The organism is Hafnia alvei (assembly GCF_034424155.1).
GTDB lineage: Bacteria > Pseudomonadota > Gammaproteobacteria > Enterobacterales > Enterobacteriaceae > Hafnia > Hafnia alvei.
In genome coordinates, this window is sequence record NZ_CP139992.1 from 1,832,729 (window position 1) to 1,847,136 (window position 14,408).

The 14,408-nt window shown below is 53.7% G+C and carries 10 protein-coding genes; 9 read left to right on the forward strand and 1 reads right to left on the reverse strand.

Features of this window, described 5'->3' with window-relative positions:
- Positions 1–115: 115 nt before the first annotated feature.
- The 9 genes from U0008_RS08540 to U0008_RS08580 all read left to right on the forward strand — a co-directional run bounded on the left by U0008_RS08540 (position 116) and on the right by U0008_RS08580 (position 11,934).
- Complete coding sequence (locus tag U0008_RS08540; protein ID WP_025801644.1) at positions 116–370, forward strand: PAAR domain-containing protein; 255 nt, start codon at positions 116–118, stop codon at positions 368–370.
- Positions 371–1,759, forward strand: a complete 1,389-nt coding sequence (locus U0008_RS08545; RefSeq protein ID WP_043492665.1) for a KPHS_23130 family T6SS system protein — start codon at positions 371–373, stop codon at positions 1,757–1,759. It begins immediately after the preceding gene.
- Positions 1,746–5,081 carry an ImcF-related family protein gene (locus tag U0008_RS08550; RefSeq protein WP_226930246.1) on the forward strand — a complete coding sequence of 1,112 codons (3,336 nt, stop codon included), beginning with the start codon at positions 1,746–1,748 and terminating at the stop codon, positions 5,079–5,081. The genes U0008_RS08545 and U0008_RS08550 overlap by 14 nt, the downstream gene beginning before the upstream one ends.
- Positions 5,081–6,673, forward strand: coding sequence for a type VI secretion system protein TssA (gene tssA / locus U0008_RS08555; RefSeq protein WP_043492669.1), 1,593 nt, complete (start codon positions 5,081–5,083; stop codon positions 6,671–6,673). Before U0008_RS08550 ends, tssA begins: the two co-directional genes overlap by 1 nt.
- Positions 6,674–6,750: 77 nt before the next feature.
- On the forward strand, positions 6,751–8,514 hold the full coding sequence (gene tssF, locus U0008_RS08560; RefSeq protein ID WP_043492671.1) for a type VI secretion system baseplate subunit TssF: 1,764 nt from the start codon (positions 6,751–6,753) through the stop codon (positions 8,512–8,514).
- On the forward strand, positions 8,478–9,563 hold the full coding sequence (gene tssG / locus U0008_RS08565; protein ID WP_043492675.1) for a type VI secretion system baseplate subunit TssG: 1,086 nt from the start codon (positions 8,478–8,480) through the stop codon (positions 9,561–9,563). The genes tssF and tssG overlap by 37 nt, the downstream gene beginning before the upstream one ends.
- Positions 9,544–10,092, forward strand: coding sequence for a type VI secretion system lipoprotein TssJ (gene tssJ / locus U0008_RS08570; RefSeq protein ID WP_043492678.1), 549 nt, complete (start codon positions 9,544–9,546; stop codon positions 10,090–10,092). Before tssG ends, tssJ begins: the two co-directional genes overlap by 20 nt.
- A 3-nt stretch (positions 10,093–10,095) precedes the next feature.
- Positions 10,096–10,533 carry a type VI secretion system baseplate subunit TssE gene (gene tssE, locus U0008_RS08575; protein WP_043492680.1) on the forward strand — a complete coding sequence of 146 codons (438 nt, stop codon included), beginning with the start codon at positions 10,096–10,098 and terminating at the stop codon, positions 10,531–10,533.
- A 33-nt stretch (positions 10,534–10,566) separates the two neighbouring features.
- Entirely contained in the window at positions 10,567–11,934 is a 1,368-nt protein-coding gene (locus tag U0008_RS08580; protein ID WP_043492685.1) for a VasL domain-containing protein, read from the forward strand.
- Between the two features lie 37 nt (positions 11,935–11,971).
- Here U0008_RS08580 and U0008_RS08585 read toward each other — a convergent pair whose 3' ends face one another.
- Positions 11,972–14,353, reverse strand: coding sequence for a DUF3772 domain-containing protein (locus tag U0008_RS08585; RefSeq protein WP_043492689.1), 2,382 nt, complete (start codon positions 14,351–14,353; stop codon positions 11,972–11,974).
- Between the last annotated feature and the right edge of the window lie 55 nt (positions 14,354–14,408).

Genomic DNA, 14,408 nt, shown 5'->3' on the forward strand with positions numbered 1-14,408 from the left:
TTTAAATCCCTTAATAAATAGTTGTTGGCTATTTACTGTCTTAATCCAGTTTTCATTATTTAGAGTGTATTTTTCGTGACTTATTCTGCTGCTCTATCATTTACAAGGAGTGACTATGAAAGGTGTCATTAGATTAGGCGATAAGCATAGCCATGGTGGCTCAGTAATTACTGCATCAGGTGCCGATTTTGAGGGTAAACCGGTAATGCTGGCTGGGGATATGGTTAGCTGTTCTAAGCATGGCAATGTTTCTGTGCCGGCAGGTGTGGCGTCATGGACAATGATGGGCAAAGAGGTTGTTGTCGACGGATGCAAAGCCTCTTGTGGATGTGTTTTATATACATCTCTTTCCAATGCAGGAGTTGCATAAGTGAACTGGGTATTTCCAAAATATATCCAAGAAGAAAAACCGCGTAATTACTCTTGGTGGGTCTATGTTCTCATGGTATGTCTACCGCTTCTTGTAGGAATAATCACGGCGGTATTATATAAAGTTAATGTGCCAGAAATAACGACCGCGCAATTCTTGATTATAGCGCTAGCACTTCCGCTATTAATATCGCTGGCGATGATCTGTTTCTGCATGAATATGATGCATTTTAAGCATGCCGAATATCTTATGAGAGATAATTTTTTTCGTCAGAAAGAGTATCAATGGAAATGCTCAACGCGAGAATCAAGAGGGATTGTCGTTTATGCCATGTTATCACCCGCGACTGACTTGATGAGCGGAATTTTATCCAATGCGATATTGGAACCCATAAATGAAGATCACTGCTTCTCGTTAGATATTCAACCTTTTGACCCCTATCAGAGTTCGTACTTTGTTATGGTTTGCAAAGAACTCTTGAACAAAATCAATGATGACATTAAAACATCGCCACCAAATAAAATTATCATTAATGCTCAAGGTGTCGATGAGAATAAAATAAATCAATTTAAATTGCTCTGGAACGCTTTAGGCTTTGATGAAACTCCGCTATCTCATCTTGAAATTTTGTCTGAGCCAATAACCCGAGAGACGGTGTTTAGCAAAACGTCCTCGGCTCATGAGCGTACACTTTTCATTATTATGAATGTTACACAAAGCGATAGCGCGAATAATTTCAACAAAGAAAATGAATTTGCATTAGCCGTGATGTTTGATAATAGCCTCTCTAGCCGGCTACGTTTGTCAGTGCCGTTTTCTACGCCGATAGCAACGTTGCGAGAGAATATTGAGTATTATATTCGAAGCGGTGTATTCAATAAAAATAACGTCGATACGATCTGGATACAGAACCTTGAACAAGCGCTAAAAACGGAGTTGTTATCGATTTTATCCATCGAAGAATCAACAAAAGTTAACGATATTTCTTTGTATACGGGTAAACCTAATGAGCTCATTCCATGGCTAGGTTTTATTATGGGCTGCGAGGCTTTGCGGAGTGGAAGGAAAGGACAGCTTTTGATTAGCAACGGTCACGGCATTTTAGACTTTTCAATAATTAATAATCAGCGTGAGAAAATGGAAGGATATAAAGAGAGAGTATTCACGCCGCTATCTTGGTTTAACTTTATTGGGCTAGGCGCCGTATTTTCCGCAGCTATCCTCGCGTGTAGCGATAAAATCGATGTGCTAGGCAATCCTATCCTTATCACATTGATGACAATCTGTTTAATATTGGGGCTTTTTGCTCTGCCAACAAGAAGTTATCTCTATAGAAAAATACTGCAACAGCGGTGGTTAAGGGAAAAGAAAGTCCATGAAAAACGCTAACATGATGAAGTATTTCGTTGTGCTTTCATTAGCCGTAGCCGCACTCCTGTTTATTTGGTTTTACCAAGGTGAACTTGGATTCATATCCAGCGTGGAACAAAAATGGTATTGCACCTTCGGGATCATTATCGTTGCCTCGCTCGGCCTAATTTTAATGAGGAACAGTGAAGGGATAGCGGAACTATTTCAAACATCTCAACGAACTCCGACGGATGACGATGCACCTGATGATGTATTGGCCAGCGGCCTGTTATCCCATTTAAAGACCCGCCACGGCCTCCTATGGCGCAATAAAATTCGCATCCTGCTAGTTGTTGGGGAAAACGCGGCGGCGGAAGCTATTGCGCCGGGGTTAACTACCCAGCAATGGCTGGAGGGGCAGGGCACATTATTGCTGTGGGGCGGTGGTGTACAGGCGGAGCCGGATGAGGCGTGGCTGTTGGGGCTGCGTAAGCTGCGCCGTCGCCGTCCGTTGGATGGTGTGGTGTGGGTGATGAATGAGCAGCAGAGCGCGCAGGCCGGCGTTATCGATCAGGGCTGTCGTCAGTTGCAAAAACGTGGGCAGATTTTAAAGCAGCAGGCACCGGTTTATCTGTGGCAGGTGTGTGACAGCGCGTGGCAGCAGGATGATCGTATTACCCAGCCGGTGGGCTGTTTGTTCCCCGAGAAAAACTCGCCGGAGAAATTGGCCGCCAGTTTGCAGAAGCTGATCGCGCCGCTGCGTCAGCGCGGTATGACGCAGGTGTTGTTGAAAAACAGCCATGACTTTTTATTACGTCTGGCAAATCGCTTAGAGCGTAAGGGCATCGCTCATTGGCAGCAGGCGTTAACGCCGATGCTGCGCGAATATGCGTCGGCGCTGTCGCTGCGTGGGCTGATGTTTAGTTTGCCGCTGGCGGCGAAATCTGGCGTTGCTCAGCATGGCTGGCTGCCGGATGCGGCGTGGCAGGGCGTGTTGAACGATCGCGCAGTGCGCGGTCGTCGGGTCGGATTCTCTTGGGAGCAGAGCGCTTATTATGCCGTGATGGCGCTGGCGCTGCTGTGGTTCGCGGGCAGTATCCTGTCGTTCTTCACCAATCGTTCACAGATTGCCACGGTGCGCGATCAGGTTGATTTGCTGAATAAATCCAATGCTAAACCGATGGAACAGCTGGTTGCGCTACAGCTGTTTGGTAATACGCTCGGTCAGCTACAGTATCGGGCTGCGCATACGGTGCCGTGGTATCAACAGTTTGGCTTAAGCCAAAATGACGCGCTAGAAAGCGCGCTGTGGCCGCATTACGACGCGGCGAGCCTGCGCTTGATCCGCGGGCAGGCCGCCGACGAGCTGCATCGTAACCTCAGTGAAATGGCCGCGCTGCCGCCCGATAGTCCTAAGCGCGCCAAGCTGGCACGTGCCGGATACGACAGCCTGAAAGCCTATTTGATGATGGCGAATCCAGACAAAGCCGACGCCGAATTTCTTACCCGAGTGCTGAGCGCCAATGAGCCAACGCGCACCGGCGTTGCCCCCGGTCTGTGGCAGGGAATGGCGCCAAGCCTGTGGACGTTCTATGCCGAAAATCTGCCCGCTCATCCTGAGTGGCGCATTAAGCCTGATACCGCACTGGTGGCGCAGGTTCGGCAGGTGTTGCTCAATCAGATTGGGCAGCGTAACGCCGAAGCCACGCTGTATCAGAATATGTTGCAGTCCGTCGCGCAAAACTACGCGGATATGGGGCTGGCGCAGATGGTGGGTGATACCGATGCGCAGTCGCTGTTTACCACTGAACAGGTGGTACCGGGGATGTTTACGCGTCAGGCGTGGGACGGTCAGGTGCAGAAAGCCATCGATGATGCGGTGTCGTCGCGTCGTGAAGAGATCGACTGGGTGCTGAGTGATAACAAACATCCCGCCTCGGCGGATGTCTCTCCTGACGCGCTCAAAGCGCGCCTCACCGAGCGTTACTTCACCGATTTTAGCGGTGCGTGGTTAGATTTCTTAAACAGCCTGCACTGGAAGAAAGCACAGAATTTATCTGATGTGACCGACCAACTTACCCTGATGAGCGATGTGCGCCAGTCGCCTCTGATCGCTTTGTTAAATACGTTGGCCTATCAGGGACAAACCGGACAGCGCGGCGAAGCGCTATCGGATTCGTTGATGAAATCGGCGCAAAACCTGCTGCATAAAGAGAAAACGCCGGTAATCGATCAGCGCGTCAGCGGGCCAACGGGGCCGCTGGATAGCACCTTCGGGCCGTTGCTCTCGCTGATGGGCAAGGGCACTACCACGAACGGCGTGATGAATGCCGATAGTTCGCTGAGCCTACAAACCTTTTTAACTCGTGTTACGCGGGTGCGGTTGAAGCTGCAACAGGTGGCGAACGCGTCCGATCCGCAACAGATGACGCAGCAAATGGCACAGACGGTGTTTCAAGGTAAAACGGTCGATCTGACGGAAACGCAGGATTACGGCAGCCTGATGGCGGCCAGTCTGGGCGAAGAGTGGAGCGGCTTTGGCCGTGAAATGTTTGTACAGCCGCTGACTCAGGCGTGGCAAACGGTGCTGCAACCTTCTGCCGCCAGCTTAAATACCCAGTGGCAAACCTCGATTGTGGCGAACTGGAACAGCGCTTTTGCTGGGCGCTATCCGTTTGCTAGCAGTGGCAACGACGCTTCGCTGCCGATGCTCGGTCAGTTTATTCGCGCTAATTCAGGGCGAATTGAACAGTTCCTTACGCGCCAGCTAGCGGGCGTACTGCACAAAGAGGGCAATACGTGGGTGCCGGATCAAATCAACAGTCAGGGGCTTCAGTTTAATCCTGAGTTCTTGCGGGCCATCAATCAGCTAAGCCAGCTGGCAGACGTGCTGTTCACCGACGGTAGCCAAGGCGTGCACTTTGAGCTGCGCGCTCAGCCTGCGCGCAACGTGGTAGAAACCAATCTGGCGATCGACGGCCAACGCCTGCGCTATTTCAACCAGATGGAAAGCTGGCAGAGCTTTAACTGGCCGGGTGCTACCTACCAGCCGGGCGTGATGCTGACGTGGACCAGCGTTAACGGCGGCGCTCGCCTGTTCGGCGACTATCAGGGCACTTGGGGGCTAATCCATTGGCTAGAAAAAGCCAAAGTCACCAAGCTGGACGAAAGCAGCTACCGCTTAGCGCTGGATACACCGGACGGCCTCACGCTGTCGTGGATCCTGCGCACCCAACTGGGCAGCGGCCCGCTAGCGCTGCTGAAACTGCGCGGGTTTAGCCTGCCGAGCAAAATTTTTGTGGTGAACGCGGGCGCGTCAGACGCGATGGTCAGTAATAACAGCGCGTTGGGGGATGAATAATGCTACAGGGATTAATCGCAGCCAGCATGAACGGGCGCGATGCTTTGGCATTGGCGGGCGAGCAGGTGGCGCTGTGGGACAAATGGCTGTTACCGATTAGCGCTGATGCGCAAGCGGGGGAAGATCCGGGCTACGACGATGATTTCCAGCGCATGCGTGAAGAGGTTAACCGCCTGTCGGGCGCTGATACCGATCTTATCTGTCAGTTAGCCGAAAAGCTGCTGACCACCGCGTGCAAAGACGTGCGCGTGGCAACCTATTACCTTTGGGCGCGCCTGCATCGCGATGGAGAAACCGGGCTTGCCGATGGCTTAACGCTGCTGGCGGGTGTGGTGTCTCGCTTTAGCGATACGGTGTTGCCGCTGCGTGCGCATAGCCGTAAGGTGGCGATGGAATGGCTGACCAGCAGCAAAGTGCTGGATAGCCTGTCGCGTTATCCCGAAGTGGTGAAAGCCGACGTGGAGCGCACGGTGGCCGCGTTGGCGCTGTTGGACAGCGCAATGCAGGTGTGGCCAGAGGAGGAGCGTCCTTCGCTCGGCGGACTTTATTCGGCGCTGGATGCACGTTTAGCGCAGGCGGGCGGTCTAGATGCGGTGGTGCCGCAGAACAGCGCGCCAGCGGGGCAAAAGGAAGAAGCCGGTTCAACAATGGGCTTACCCACGCTCAAGCAGATCCAATCAGGACGTGATTTGCTCGATCAGGCTCGGGAGCTGGCGCGTTACCTGCGCGATCAGCCGCAGGGCTGGCTGTCGAGCAGTCGGCTGATGAAAAGCCTGCGTTGGGATACGGTGCATCAGTTGCCGCCGCAGGATGCCTCGGGCAATACGCGCTTAACGCCGCCGCGGGCCGACAATCGCGCCCAGCTTAAACGCCTGTATATGCAACAAAGTTGGAATGAGTTGCTGGAACAGGTTGAGCGTATGTATGCCGAAGGCGTGAATCATTTTTGGCTCGATTTGCAGTGGTATGCCTGCCAAAGCCTGAGCAAACAAGGCCATCCTTATGACGCGTGGGCCGATATCGTAAAGCGCGATTTGGGCATGTTTTTAGAACGTTTGCCGGGGCTGGAAGAGATGACCTACAACGACGGCACGCCGTTTGCCGACGAGGTGACGCGCGACTGGATTGCTCAGCATGTGAGCGGCAATCAAGAGCAGTGGGCTGCGCCACCGGCGTCGACTCAGCCGCAGGGCGATGACGACGTGTTAGCGCTGGAAGGTGAAGCGCTGGCGCAGGCCGATAGCGATGGCGTTGAAGCCGCGCTGACGTGGCTAAGCACCCGCTCGGGCATTCATACCCCGCGCAATCGCTGGTTGTTGCGGTTGCTGATGGCGCGCATTGCCGAGCAGTACGGCAAAAATGAGATGGCGCTGCATCTGTTAACCGAACTGGATATCAATCCGTCCCAGCTGACGCTGGCGGAGTGGGAGCCTGCGCTAAGTTTCGAAGTAAAAGCTCGCCTGCTGAAACTGCTGCGCTTGAAATCGCAGCGTAACGATAGCGATAAAGCGGCGCTGGCGCGGCGTATGGAAACCTTGTTAGCCGGACTGGTGAACATCGATCCGGTGAGAGCCGCCGTGCTGTGTGGCTGATGCTGCCGCAGATTATTGCCTGATTTTAGTTTTACCTCCCCCGATTTTTTAACCTTTCTCATGAGAACACAATTCGCATGGATGACTTAACTCTGCGCTATTTTGAAGCAGAAATGCGCTATCTGCGTGAAGCAGGTAAAGAATTTGCCGAAGCGCATCCTGACCGCGCGGCCATGCTTAATCTGGATAAGGTGGGCGCACGCGATCCCTACGTGGAACGTCTGTTTGAAGGTTTTGCCTTCTTAATGGGGCGACTGCGTGAAAAGCTGGATGACGATCTGCCTGAGCTCACCGAAGGATTAGTGAGTCTGCTGTGGCCGCATTATTTGCGCACCATCCCGTCGCTTTCCATCGTGGAGCTTTCGCCGGACTGGTCGCAGATGAAACACAGCGAGCGCGTGGCTGGTGGTTTTGAAGTGATGTCTCAGCCGGTGGGACAGCAGAAAACTCGCTGTCGCTATAGCACCACGCAGGATCTCGATCTGCTGCCGTTGAATTTGTCTAAGGTGGGGTTGAGCACTGAGCCGGACGGTCGTTCAGTGATCCGTTTTCGCTTTGAATGCAGCGAGCTGGCCGACTGGGCGCAAATCGACCTTAGCCGCCTGCCGCTGTATTTGAACGCGGATAGTCCGGTGGCGAGCGCCCTGCATCAGGCGTTAACGCTGCAAACGCAGGCCATGTATCTGCGCTTACCAAAACGGCCTGACCGCCAGCGCATAGACGGTTATTTTTCGCCGTTGGGATTTGGCGAGCAGGACGGTCTGTGGCCGAAAGGGGAAAGCGCTTTTAGCGGCTATCAGCTGCTGTTGGAGTTTTTCACCTTCCGGCAGAAATTCATGTTTGTCGGTTTGAACGGGCTGGAGCAGCTTGAACTGCCCGCCGCACTGCCGTGGTTTGAAATTGAGGTGGTGCTGAGCGAGCTGTGGCCATACGACATGCCGTTTGACGCTGAAAATCTGCGTTTGCACTGTGTTCCCGTGATTAATCTTTTCCCGCTAGAGGCCGATCCGTTGCGCCTGTCGCCGTTGGAAACCGACTATCTACTGCGCCCGATGCGCTTGCAGGATGGGCATACCGAGATCTATTCGGTCGACAGCGTGGTCTCTTCGAAACATACCGGACACCAAACCTACGTGCCTTTCAGTAGCTTCCGGCACAAAGGCGGCATGATGCGTTACGACGCGCCGGAACGCTATTTCCATACGCGGGTGAAACGCGGTGCTTCTGGGCTGCACGATACGTGGCTGATCCTCGGCGGCGAAGCGTTCGACAGCGATAAGCTGTTGGCCGAAGAAAACTTGTCGCTGAGCCTGACCGGTACTAACGGCCAACTGCCGCGTAAGGCGCTGCAAAGCACGCTGTTGGATACCGTGGTGCAGTCGACACAAACCAAACTGTCGGTGCGAAATCTGTGCGCGCCAACCATGCCGTGCTATCCACCGACGCGCGACCGTTTTCACTGGCGAGTATTAAGCCACCTTGGTTCGAATTTCCTGCCGATGATGGATAACGCCGAAGTGTTGCGCGGTACGCTTTCGCTGTATGACTGGACGGGCGACGAGCTTAACCGCCGTCGCTTAGCGGCGATTGTTGATGTGAAACATCATCTTATCCAGCGCTTTGAGAAGGGCTTTTTGCTGCGCGGCGTGGACATTGAAGTCACGCTGGATAGCAACGGTTTTTCCGGCGAGGGGGATATCAGCCTGTTTGGTGAAATGCTTAGCCGCTTCTTTGCGCTGTATGCCGATATTCATCTGTTTAACCAGCTTACGTTGATACTGCAACCTTCAGGGAAATGTCTGCAATGGAAAGAGAATCACAGTCAGCGCATTCCGGGCTAATAGCGGCGCTGCAAGGGCGCATGTCGGAGGTTAATGTCTATCGCTTTTGCCAGTTGCTGGAGAGGGTGGCACCAGAAAGACCGGCGTTGGGAAGCACCGCCAGCCCGCATGACGATCCGGTGCGTTTTCGTCCTCACCCCGGCATGGGATTTCCTGTTAGTGAGCTGAAATCGCTGGAAAGTGATGAGTTTCACCCAGAGCGCCCACCGACGGTACGCACCACGTTTCTAGGGTTATACGGCGTTGATTCACCGCTGCCAACCTCATACCTCGACGATATTGCACAAAGGCGGGAAGGGCATGAGGCGCTGGAAGCGTTTCTGGATATTTTTAACCACCGTATCTTTACCCAGTTTTATCGTATTTGGCGTAAGTATTCCTATCCGGCCACCTTTCAAACCGGCGGAACGGATGAAACCTCGCAGTGCTTATTGGGGCTGATTGGTTTAGGGATCCCCGGCACCTCTTCGCATATTGCCACGCCGGTATCACGTTTTTTGGCGTTGCTGAGCGTGATGCGTTTACCCACGCGCACCGCCGAAGGGGTGATGGCGTTAGTGAGGTTGTTGGCACCGAACACCACGGCGGTGGTCACGCCGCACGATCGTCAGCAAATTGTGCTCAAACAGCCTGCCGGACTGGGGCAAACACAGCGGGTTAATTTGTCGCAACGTGCCGTATTGGGTGCGACGGGAACGGATGTGAATACCCAACTGTTGCTCACGCTGCACACCACCGATTTGACCGAGGCAAAAGGCTGGCTACCAGGTGGTCAACTGCATACCGATCTGATGGTTTTACTGCGCGTTTATCTGGGATGGCGCTGTAATGCGCGGCTAAAACTGGTGCTACCGACCGCCATGTTGCCGCCGCCGGTATTAGGTAAAACACCGGTTCAGCTCGGTTTAACCGGCTTGCTCGGCCTGCATGCCGCAGCTCCTGCGGCCTTAGCGTTACCCAAAGAGATCACGGTTAACTTGGGGCATTATCAAGGATTACAGCCGAATACGGCGAACAGAGAGGTTAAGCATGTCAATTTTCGCTTCTAAGCCCCGTACATTGCAGGCGACAGCGGTAGCGTTGTCCGCGCTGTTGCTGGCGGGCTGTGGCCTGACGCAAAGCGTGGCAGACGGCACGGCGTCGGTGACTAAATCGATATTTTATAAGCAGATCAAAACGCTGCATCTGGATTTTAGCGCCCGCGAGGCGCTTAACACCGACGCCAACGACATGAGCGCGCTGTCGGTGCCTACGCTGGTGCGGGTTTATCAACTGCGAGATAGCAAAGCGTTCGAACAGCTGGATTATCAGAGCCTGTTGGTGGACGGCGATGCAAGCCTGAAAGCGGATTTGCTCAGCGAGCGTGAAGTGGTGGTGAAACCCGGCACCGGTGCGTCGCTGAATATGCCGATGGAAAAAGAAGCCAAGTTTGTGGCGGTCGTTGGGCTTTTCCGTATGCCTGATATGCAGAAAAATAGCTGGCGGTTGGTCATCGACCGCGAAGATTTGCTGCCTGACGACCCTCGGATTATTGAACTGAGAAATAACGCGCTTAGCCTTAAACCGGTGAAGGACTAGACCATGACGTCTCAAAACCCTTCATTGTATGAAATGCTGACGCTGAACTTTGGCGGTGAGCTGGATTTGCAGCGGGTGAGCGAGCGCGAACAGGTGATTTTATCGGTGCTCGATAATATGCAACGCATCCTGAATAGCCGCGCGGGCACCTTGGCGCATCTGCCCGACTATGGTCTGCCAGATATGAGCCAAATCCTGCAAGGCATGCCGGGATCGGCGCATGGGCTGCTGTCGCTGTTGTCGGCGACGTTATTGAAGTATGAACCACGCCTTGAAAGCCTGTCGATTACGTTGCTCCCCCAAACGCGCAGCGGCCATCTGGAGTACACCCTTGAGGCTCAGCTCAAAGAACTGGGGCTAGTGCGCTTCGGCACGGAGTTTGCGCCTGAGGGAAAAGTGTTGGTACGCCATCTTAAACAGCAACAGTTTGTTTCCGCTTAGTTTTTCTTTCTTTTTACGGAGCTTCACCTACGCATGGCTTCTTTCTCCGAACAACATTTACGTACCGGCGGCGATCCGCGCACGCTGAGCGAATTTACCGCCCTGCGCGATGAGCTGAGTAAACTCACGCACCCCGCGCGTCCTGACGTCGATTGGCAAAAAGTGGAACAGCTGTGTTTGGGGCTCTTTCGCCAAAACGGGGTTGAGCTGCAAACTACCGCGTATTACACGCTGGCACGCGCGCATCGTGCCGGATTGGCGGGCATTGAAGAGGGGCTGGTGCTCGTCGATGGTTTGCTGACGCATCAGTGGCCGGTATTTTGGCCTGCGCAAACGCACGCGCGTATGGAAATTCTTGGCTGGCTTGCCACTCGCCTACAGCAGTTGCTGCGCGGCTATGTGTTTAAATACGGTGACTTGCCGATTATTTATCGCACCGAAACGCTGCTGGAGCATTTGGGCGAAGTGCTGGCGCGTCTGGAGCTCAAGCATCTGAGCCAGCTCGATGGTTTGTATCATCTAATGCATAACACCGCGCTTCGGCTGGAAAGTTTGGATGGCGATAATGCGATCCAGGGCGGTAGCACGCTGGCGGCTCGCCCGTCGATGTCGATAGCCGAGCCTGAAATGCAGGATGATTCACCGCTGGTGTATGTGGTTCAAGCCGAAGCAAAGCCGGTGATCATGCGGGTGGAAAACACCGCTACCGGCATTCAGAAAAGCCATTGGGCTGGTTTTGCAGCGGGATTAATTTGCATGGCGTTGGTGGGCAGCGCAGGGCTGTGGGGTTGGAATACGTGGCATCAGGAGCCTGTTCGCAATGTTCTGTTAGCCACGGTAGAACCGTTGCCGCAGCCGTTGTCGTCGGAGCAGATGAATACGCTGCGAACCGAGAAAGCGGACAAGCTGCCTTCGTTAGCTAATGAGATGGTGGCGGCTACGCAAAAGCAGTTGGAGACTATCAATGGATTACCCGCACTTTGGTCGCTGAACTACGCCTCTCAGCTGGTTAAGCAGGCGCAAACGCTGTGGCCGCAGACGCCAGCGGTCGATCAGCTGGCCGCCGGTTGGTTGCTCAATTTGAATGCGCAGGCAGCGGCCAGCGATACGTTGGGCGATTGGCATATGGCGCAAAGCCGTCTGCAACTGCTCGCCAATAAGCTCAATGGATTGGACGAGCAGCGCGGGAAATATATGACGGTTTCAGAGCTGAAATCGTCTATTTTTGCCATTCAACAGCCGCTGGTGAAATCACCGCCGCTGGAGGAACTGCTGCGACAACTGTCGGAACAGCAGAACGCCGGAAAAGTATCTCCGGCGCTGGTTCGGCAGATCGACAGCCGTTTTAAGCAGCTACAAAGTCGTTATATGCTGCTGATGATGGAATCGAGGTCGTTATAAGTTTAACTGGCTACGTCTTCAGATGTAGCCAGTGGTTTTACTCTTCTGCGAGCGCCGCTGGCGCTCTTTCAATTACCATCGTTTGGCTTTGACTCAGACTGATGCCCGCCGCTCTTAGCCTTTTCAAAATCTCATACAATAAATCACTCTTCGTACCGCTTACCACGCGAGGACTCGCCACATAGCCCGTGACGCTGAGCACAATACCGTTTGGCCCTAACTCCTTGAAACTCACCGACGGTGCAGGAGCGGGCTGTATGGCGACATGCTGGTGATAGGCGTCGAGCAGTAGAGCGCGTGTTTGCTCAGGATCGATATCCAATGGGAAGGTGAGCGCAATCGTCACCACGCCCTGCGCATTGCCCATGGTGGCATTGCGGACGTTTTGCGAAATGAGCTGGGAATTGGGCACAATCACGGTGGAACGATCGCTGAGCTGGATTTCAGTCGCACGGACGTTGATGCGGCGAATATCGCCCTCAACGCCGCTGATGCTGATTAAATCGCCAACTTTGACCGGACGCTCGGTCAGCAAAATCAAACCGGAGATAAAGTTTTTCACAATCTCTTGCAGACCAAAACCGATCCCAACCGAGAGGGCGCTGACGATCCATGCCAGCTTGTTCCACTCAATGCCTAGGGTGGAGAGCGTGAGTAAGATAATCAACACGTAGCCGACGTTGGTGAACAACGTGACCAACGAGGCACGCATGCCGCGATCCATCATGGTTTTTGGCAGGAAGTCGTTATCCAGCCAACGGCGAGCGGTACGCAGAATGTACCAGCCAATAACCAAACACAGCACGGCATTCAGGGCGTGCGCAGGAATAATGGTGAAGCCGCCTAACCCTTTACCGCGCCAGATTTCGATCACTTTTTGTAGCAGGGCGAGCGGGGTGGTTGAGCCATAGGTTCCGCTCAGCAGCGCGATAACCGCAAACAGCACCAACACAGTTTTGCCCACCGCGGCAAATAGCGTCGCGGCCAAAGAGAGATGCCGGTCGCTGAGGCTGAGCGTGCTTTTGAGTATTTTTCCTGAGTGATTGCTGGGCGTAAATACGCTTTCGCAGAGGTCGGTCATCAGGTGTATCAGTAGATATAAACAGGCTAAAACCAGCCATACCCAGATCAGCTCATAGGTGAGGAAACGCGCCAGCAGAATGTAGCCTGTGAGCAGAGAGATAATAATGGCAAACGAGGTGGCACTGATCGCCAGATGGATAAATCCAGCCAGCGCCGAGCGCGCGCTAACCTGATCGTTATTGGTGTTTCGCCCATGGCGCAGTCGGGTGACGCGCACCGCCATGAAAATCGCAATAAGCGCTACCAGCAGTGACAATAATCCGCTGCAAAAAACCGTGGCGGCGATGCTGGCACCGACCAGATTATTGAGCTGCTCAAGAATGCTGAAAATGAAAACGGCGGTGGCAATCAGCGTTGGGAAAGGCGCTAAGGCTTTGGCGGCGTTATCGGAGATGTTTGGCAGTCGCCAAGAAGGATGGCGATTGGAAAGTAATGCATTGCCCAGTCCGGCAATCAGGCTGGAGAACACGGTGAGCCGCCCCAGCGTTTGCGCAAATTCGACCAACATCGGCGAGGTGTCGGGCAGGCGAATGAAGAGATAGCACAGAAAATGGGCGCTAGTGCCGAGCATGACGGCGGTGAGCACGGTGGTGGTGAAGGCGAGAACGCTGCGGCGTAGGCGTCCTTCGGGTAGCCAACGTTGCATCATGGCGCTGACGGGTTTATCTAGCACGATATGGCTGAAGACACCAAAGGCTAGCGCGAGCAAGAGATAAAACACCGATCCGGCTTTCCAACCGGGTTGCCAGGCGTTGTCCCACGCGTCGCTGAGTTGTTGATTAAAATCGTTGAATTTATCCAGATCGTGATTCTGGGAATAGAGTACTGGCGACCAAAAACTTTGTCCCAGAATGGTGCCTGAGTTAAGGGCAATTTGAGATTTTAACGCTGAGCGGCGCAGGTTATTAATTTGGGTCGAGAGATTCGCCGCGTTGGTTTTTACCGCATTAATTTGCTCAATTTGTTTATCTAGCTGGGTTTTGGTGCGGTTCAGCGTAATTCTTTGCTGGGTAACTTCCGGAGTTTCATCGGCGGCTTTGGGGCCGAGTACGTCGAGCTGCGCCTGTATCTGCGCGATTTCTGGCGTGAGCGCGGCGGCCTTGGCATCGGCCTCCTCAGCCAGCTGTAGCGTCTCGCTGTTGAGCTGGCCGAGTAATTTTTCATGCTGGGCGTTGGCGACCTGCTGCTTGATGGTGTCGAGTTTTTTCTGCAACACGCCGCTATCGACTTGCGTACTCGCTGTGACCTGCTGCGTGCTGTTGCTTGCGGCATGGCTCATGAGCGGCGTTGCTAGCAACATAACTAACAGCGCGTAGGTTTTTAGCATTTTCAGCATGTAAAAGAGATCTCGGTTGAGCATTAATCGGCTAAATATTCGTTAATTATAGAAA

Bases quoted from the DNA above. Each gene is read 5' to 3' on its own strand.
- U0008_RS08540 (WP_025801644.1), top strand. From the start codon at position 116: ATGAAAGGTGTCATTAGATTAGGCGATAAGCATAGCCATGGTGGCTCA.
- U0008_RS08550 (WP_226930246.1), top strand. From the start codon at position 1,746: ATGAAAAACGCTAACATGATGAAGTATTTCGTTGTGCTTTCATTAGCC.
- tssA (WP_043492669.1), top strand. From the start codon at position 5,081: ATGCTACAGGGATTAATCGCAGCCAGCATGAACGGGCGCGATGCTTTG.
- tssF (WP_043492671.1), top strand. From the start codon at position 6,751: ATGGATGACTTAACTCTGCGCTATTTTGAAGCAGAAATGCGCTATCTG.
- tssG (WP_043492675.1), top strand. From the start codon at position 8,478: ATGGAAAGAGAATCACAGTCAGCGCATTCCGGGCTAATAGCGGCGCTG.
- tssJ (WP_043492678.1), top strand. From the start codon at position 9,544: ATGTCAATTTTCGCTTCTAAGCCCCGTACATTGCAGGCGACAGCGGTA.
- tssE (WP_043492680.1), top strand. From the start codon at position 10,096: ATGACGTCTCAAAACCCTTCATTGTATGAAATGCTGACGCTGAACTTT.
- U0008_RS08580 (WP_043492685.1), top strand. From the start codon at position 10,567: ATGGCTTCTTTCTCCGAACAACATTTACGTACCGGCGGCGATCCGCGC.
- U0008_RS08585 (WP_043492689.1), bottom strand. From the start codon at position 14,353: ATGCTGAAAATGCTAAAAACCTACGCGCTGTTAGTTATGTTGCTAGCA.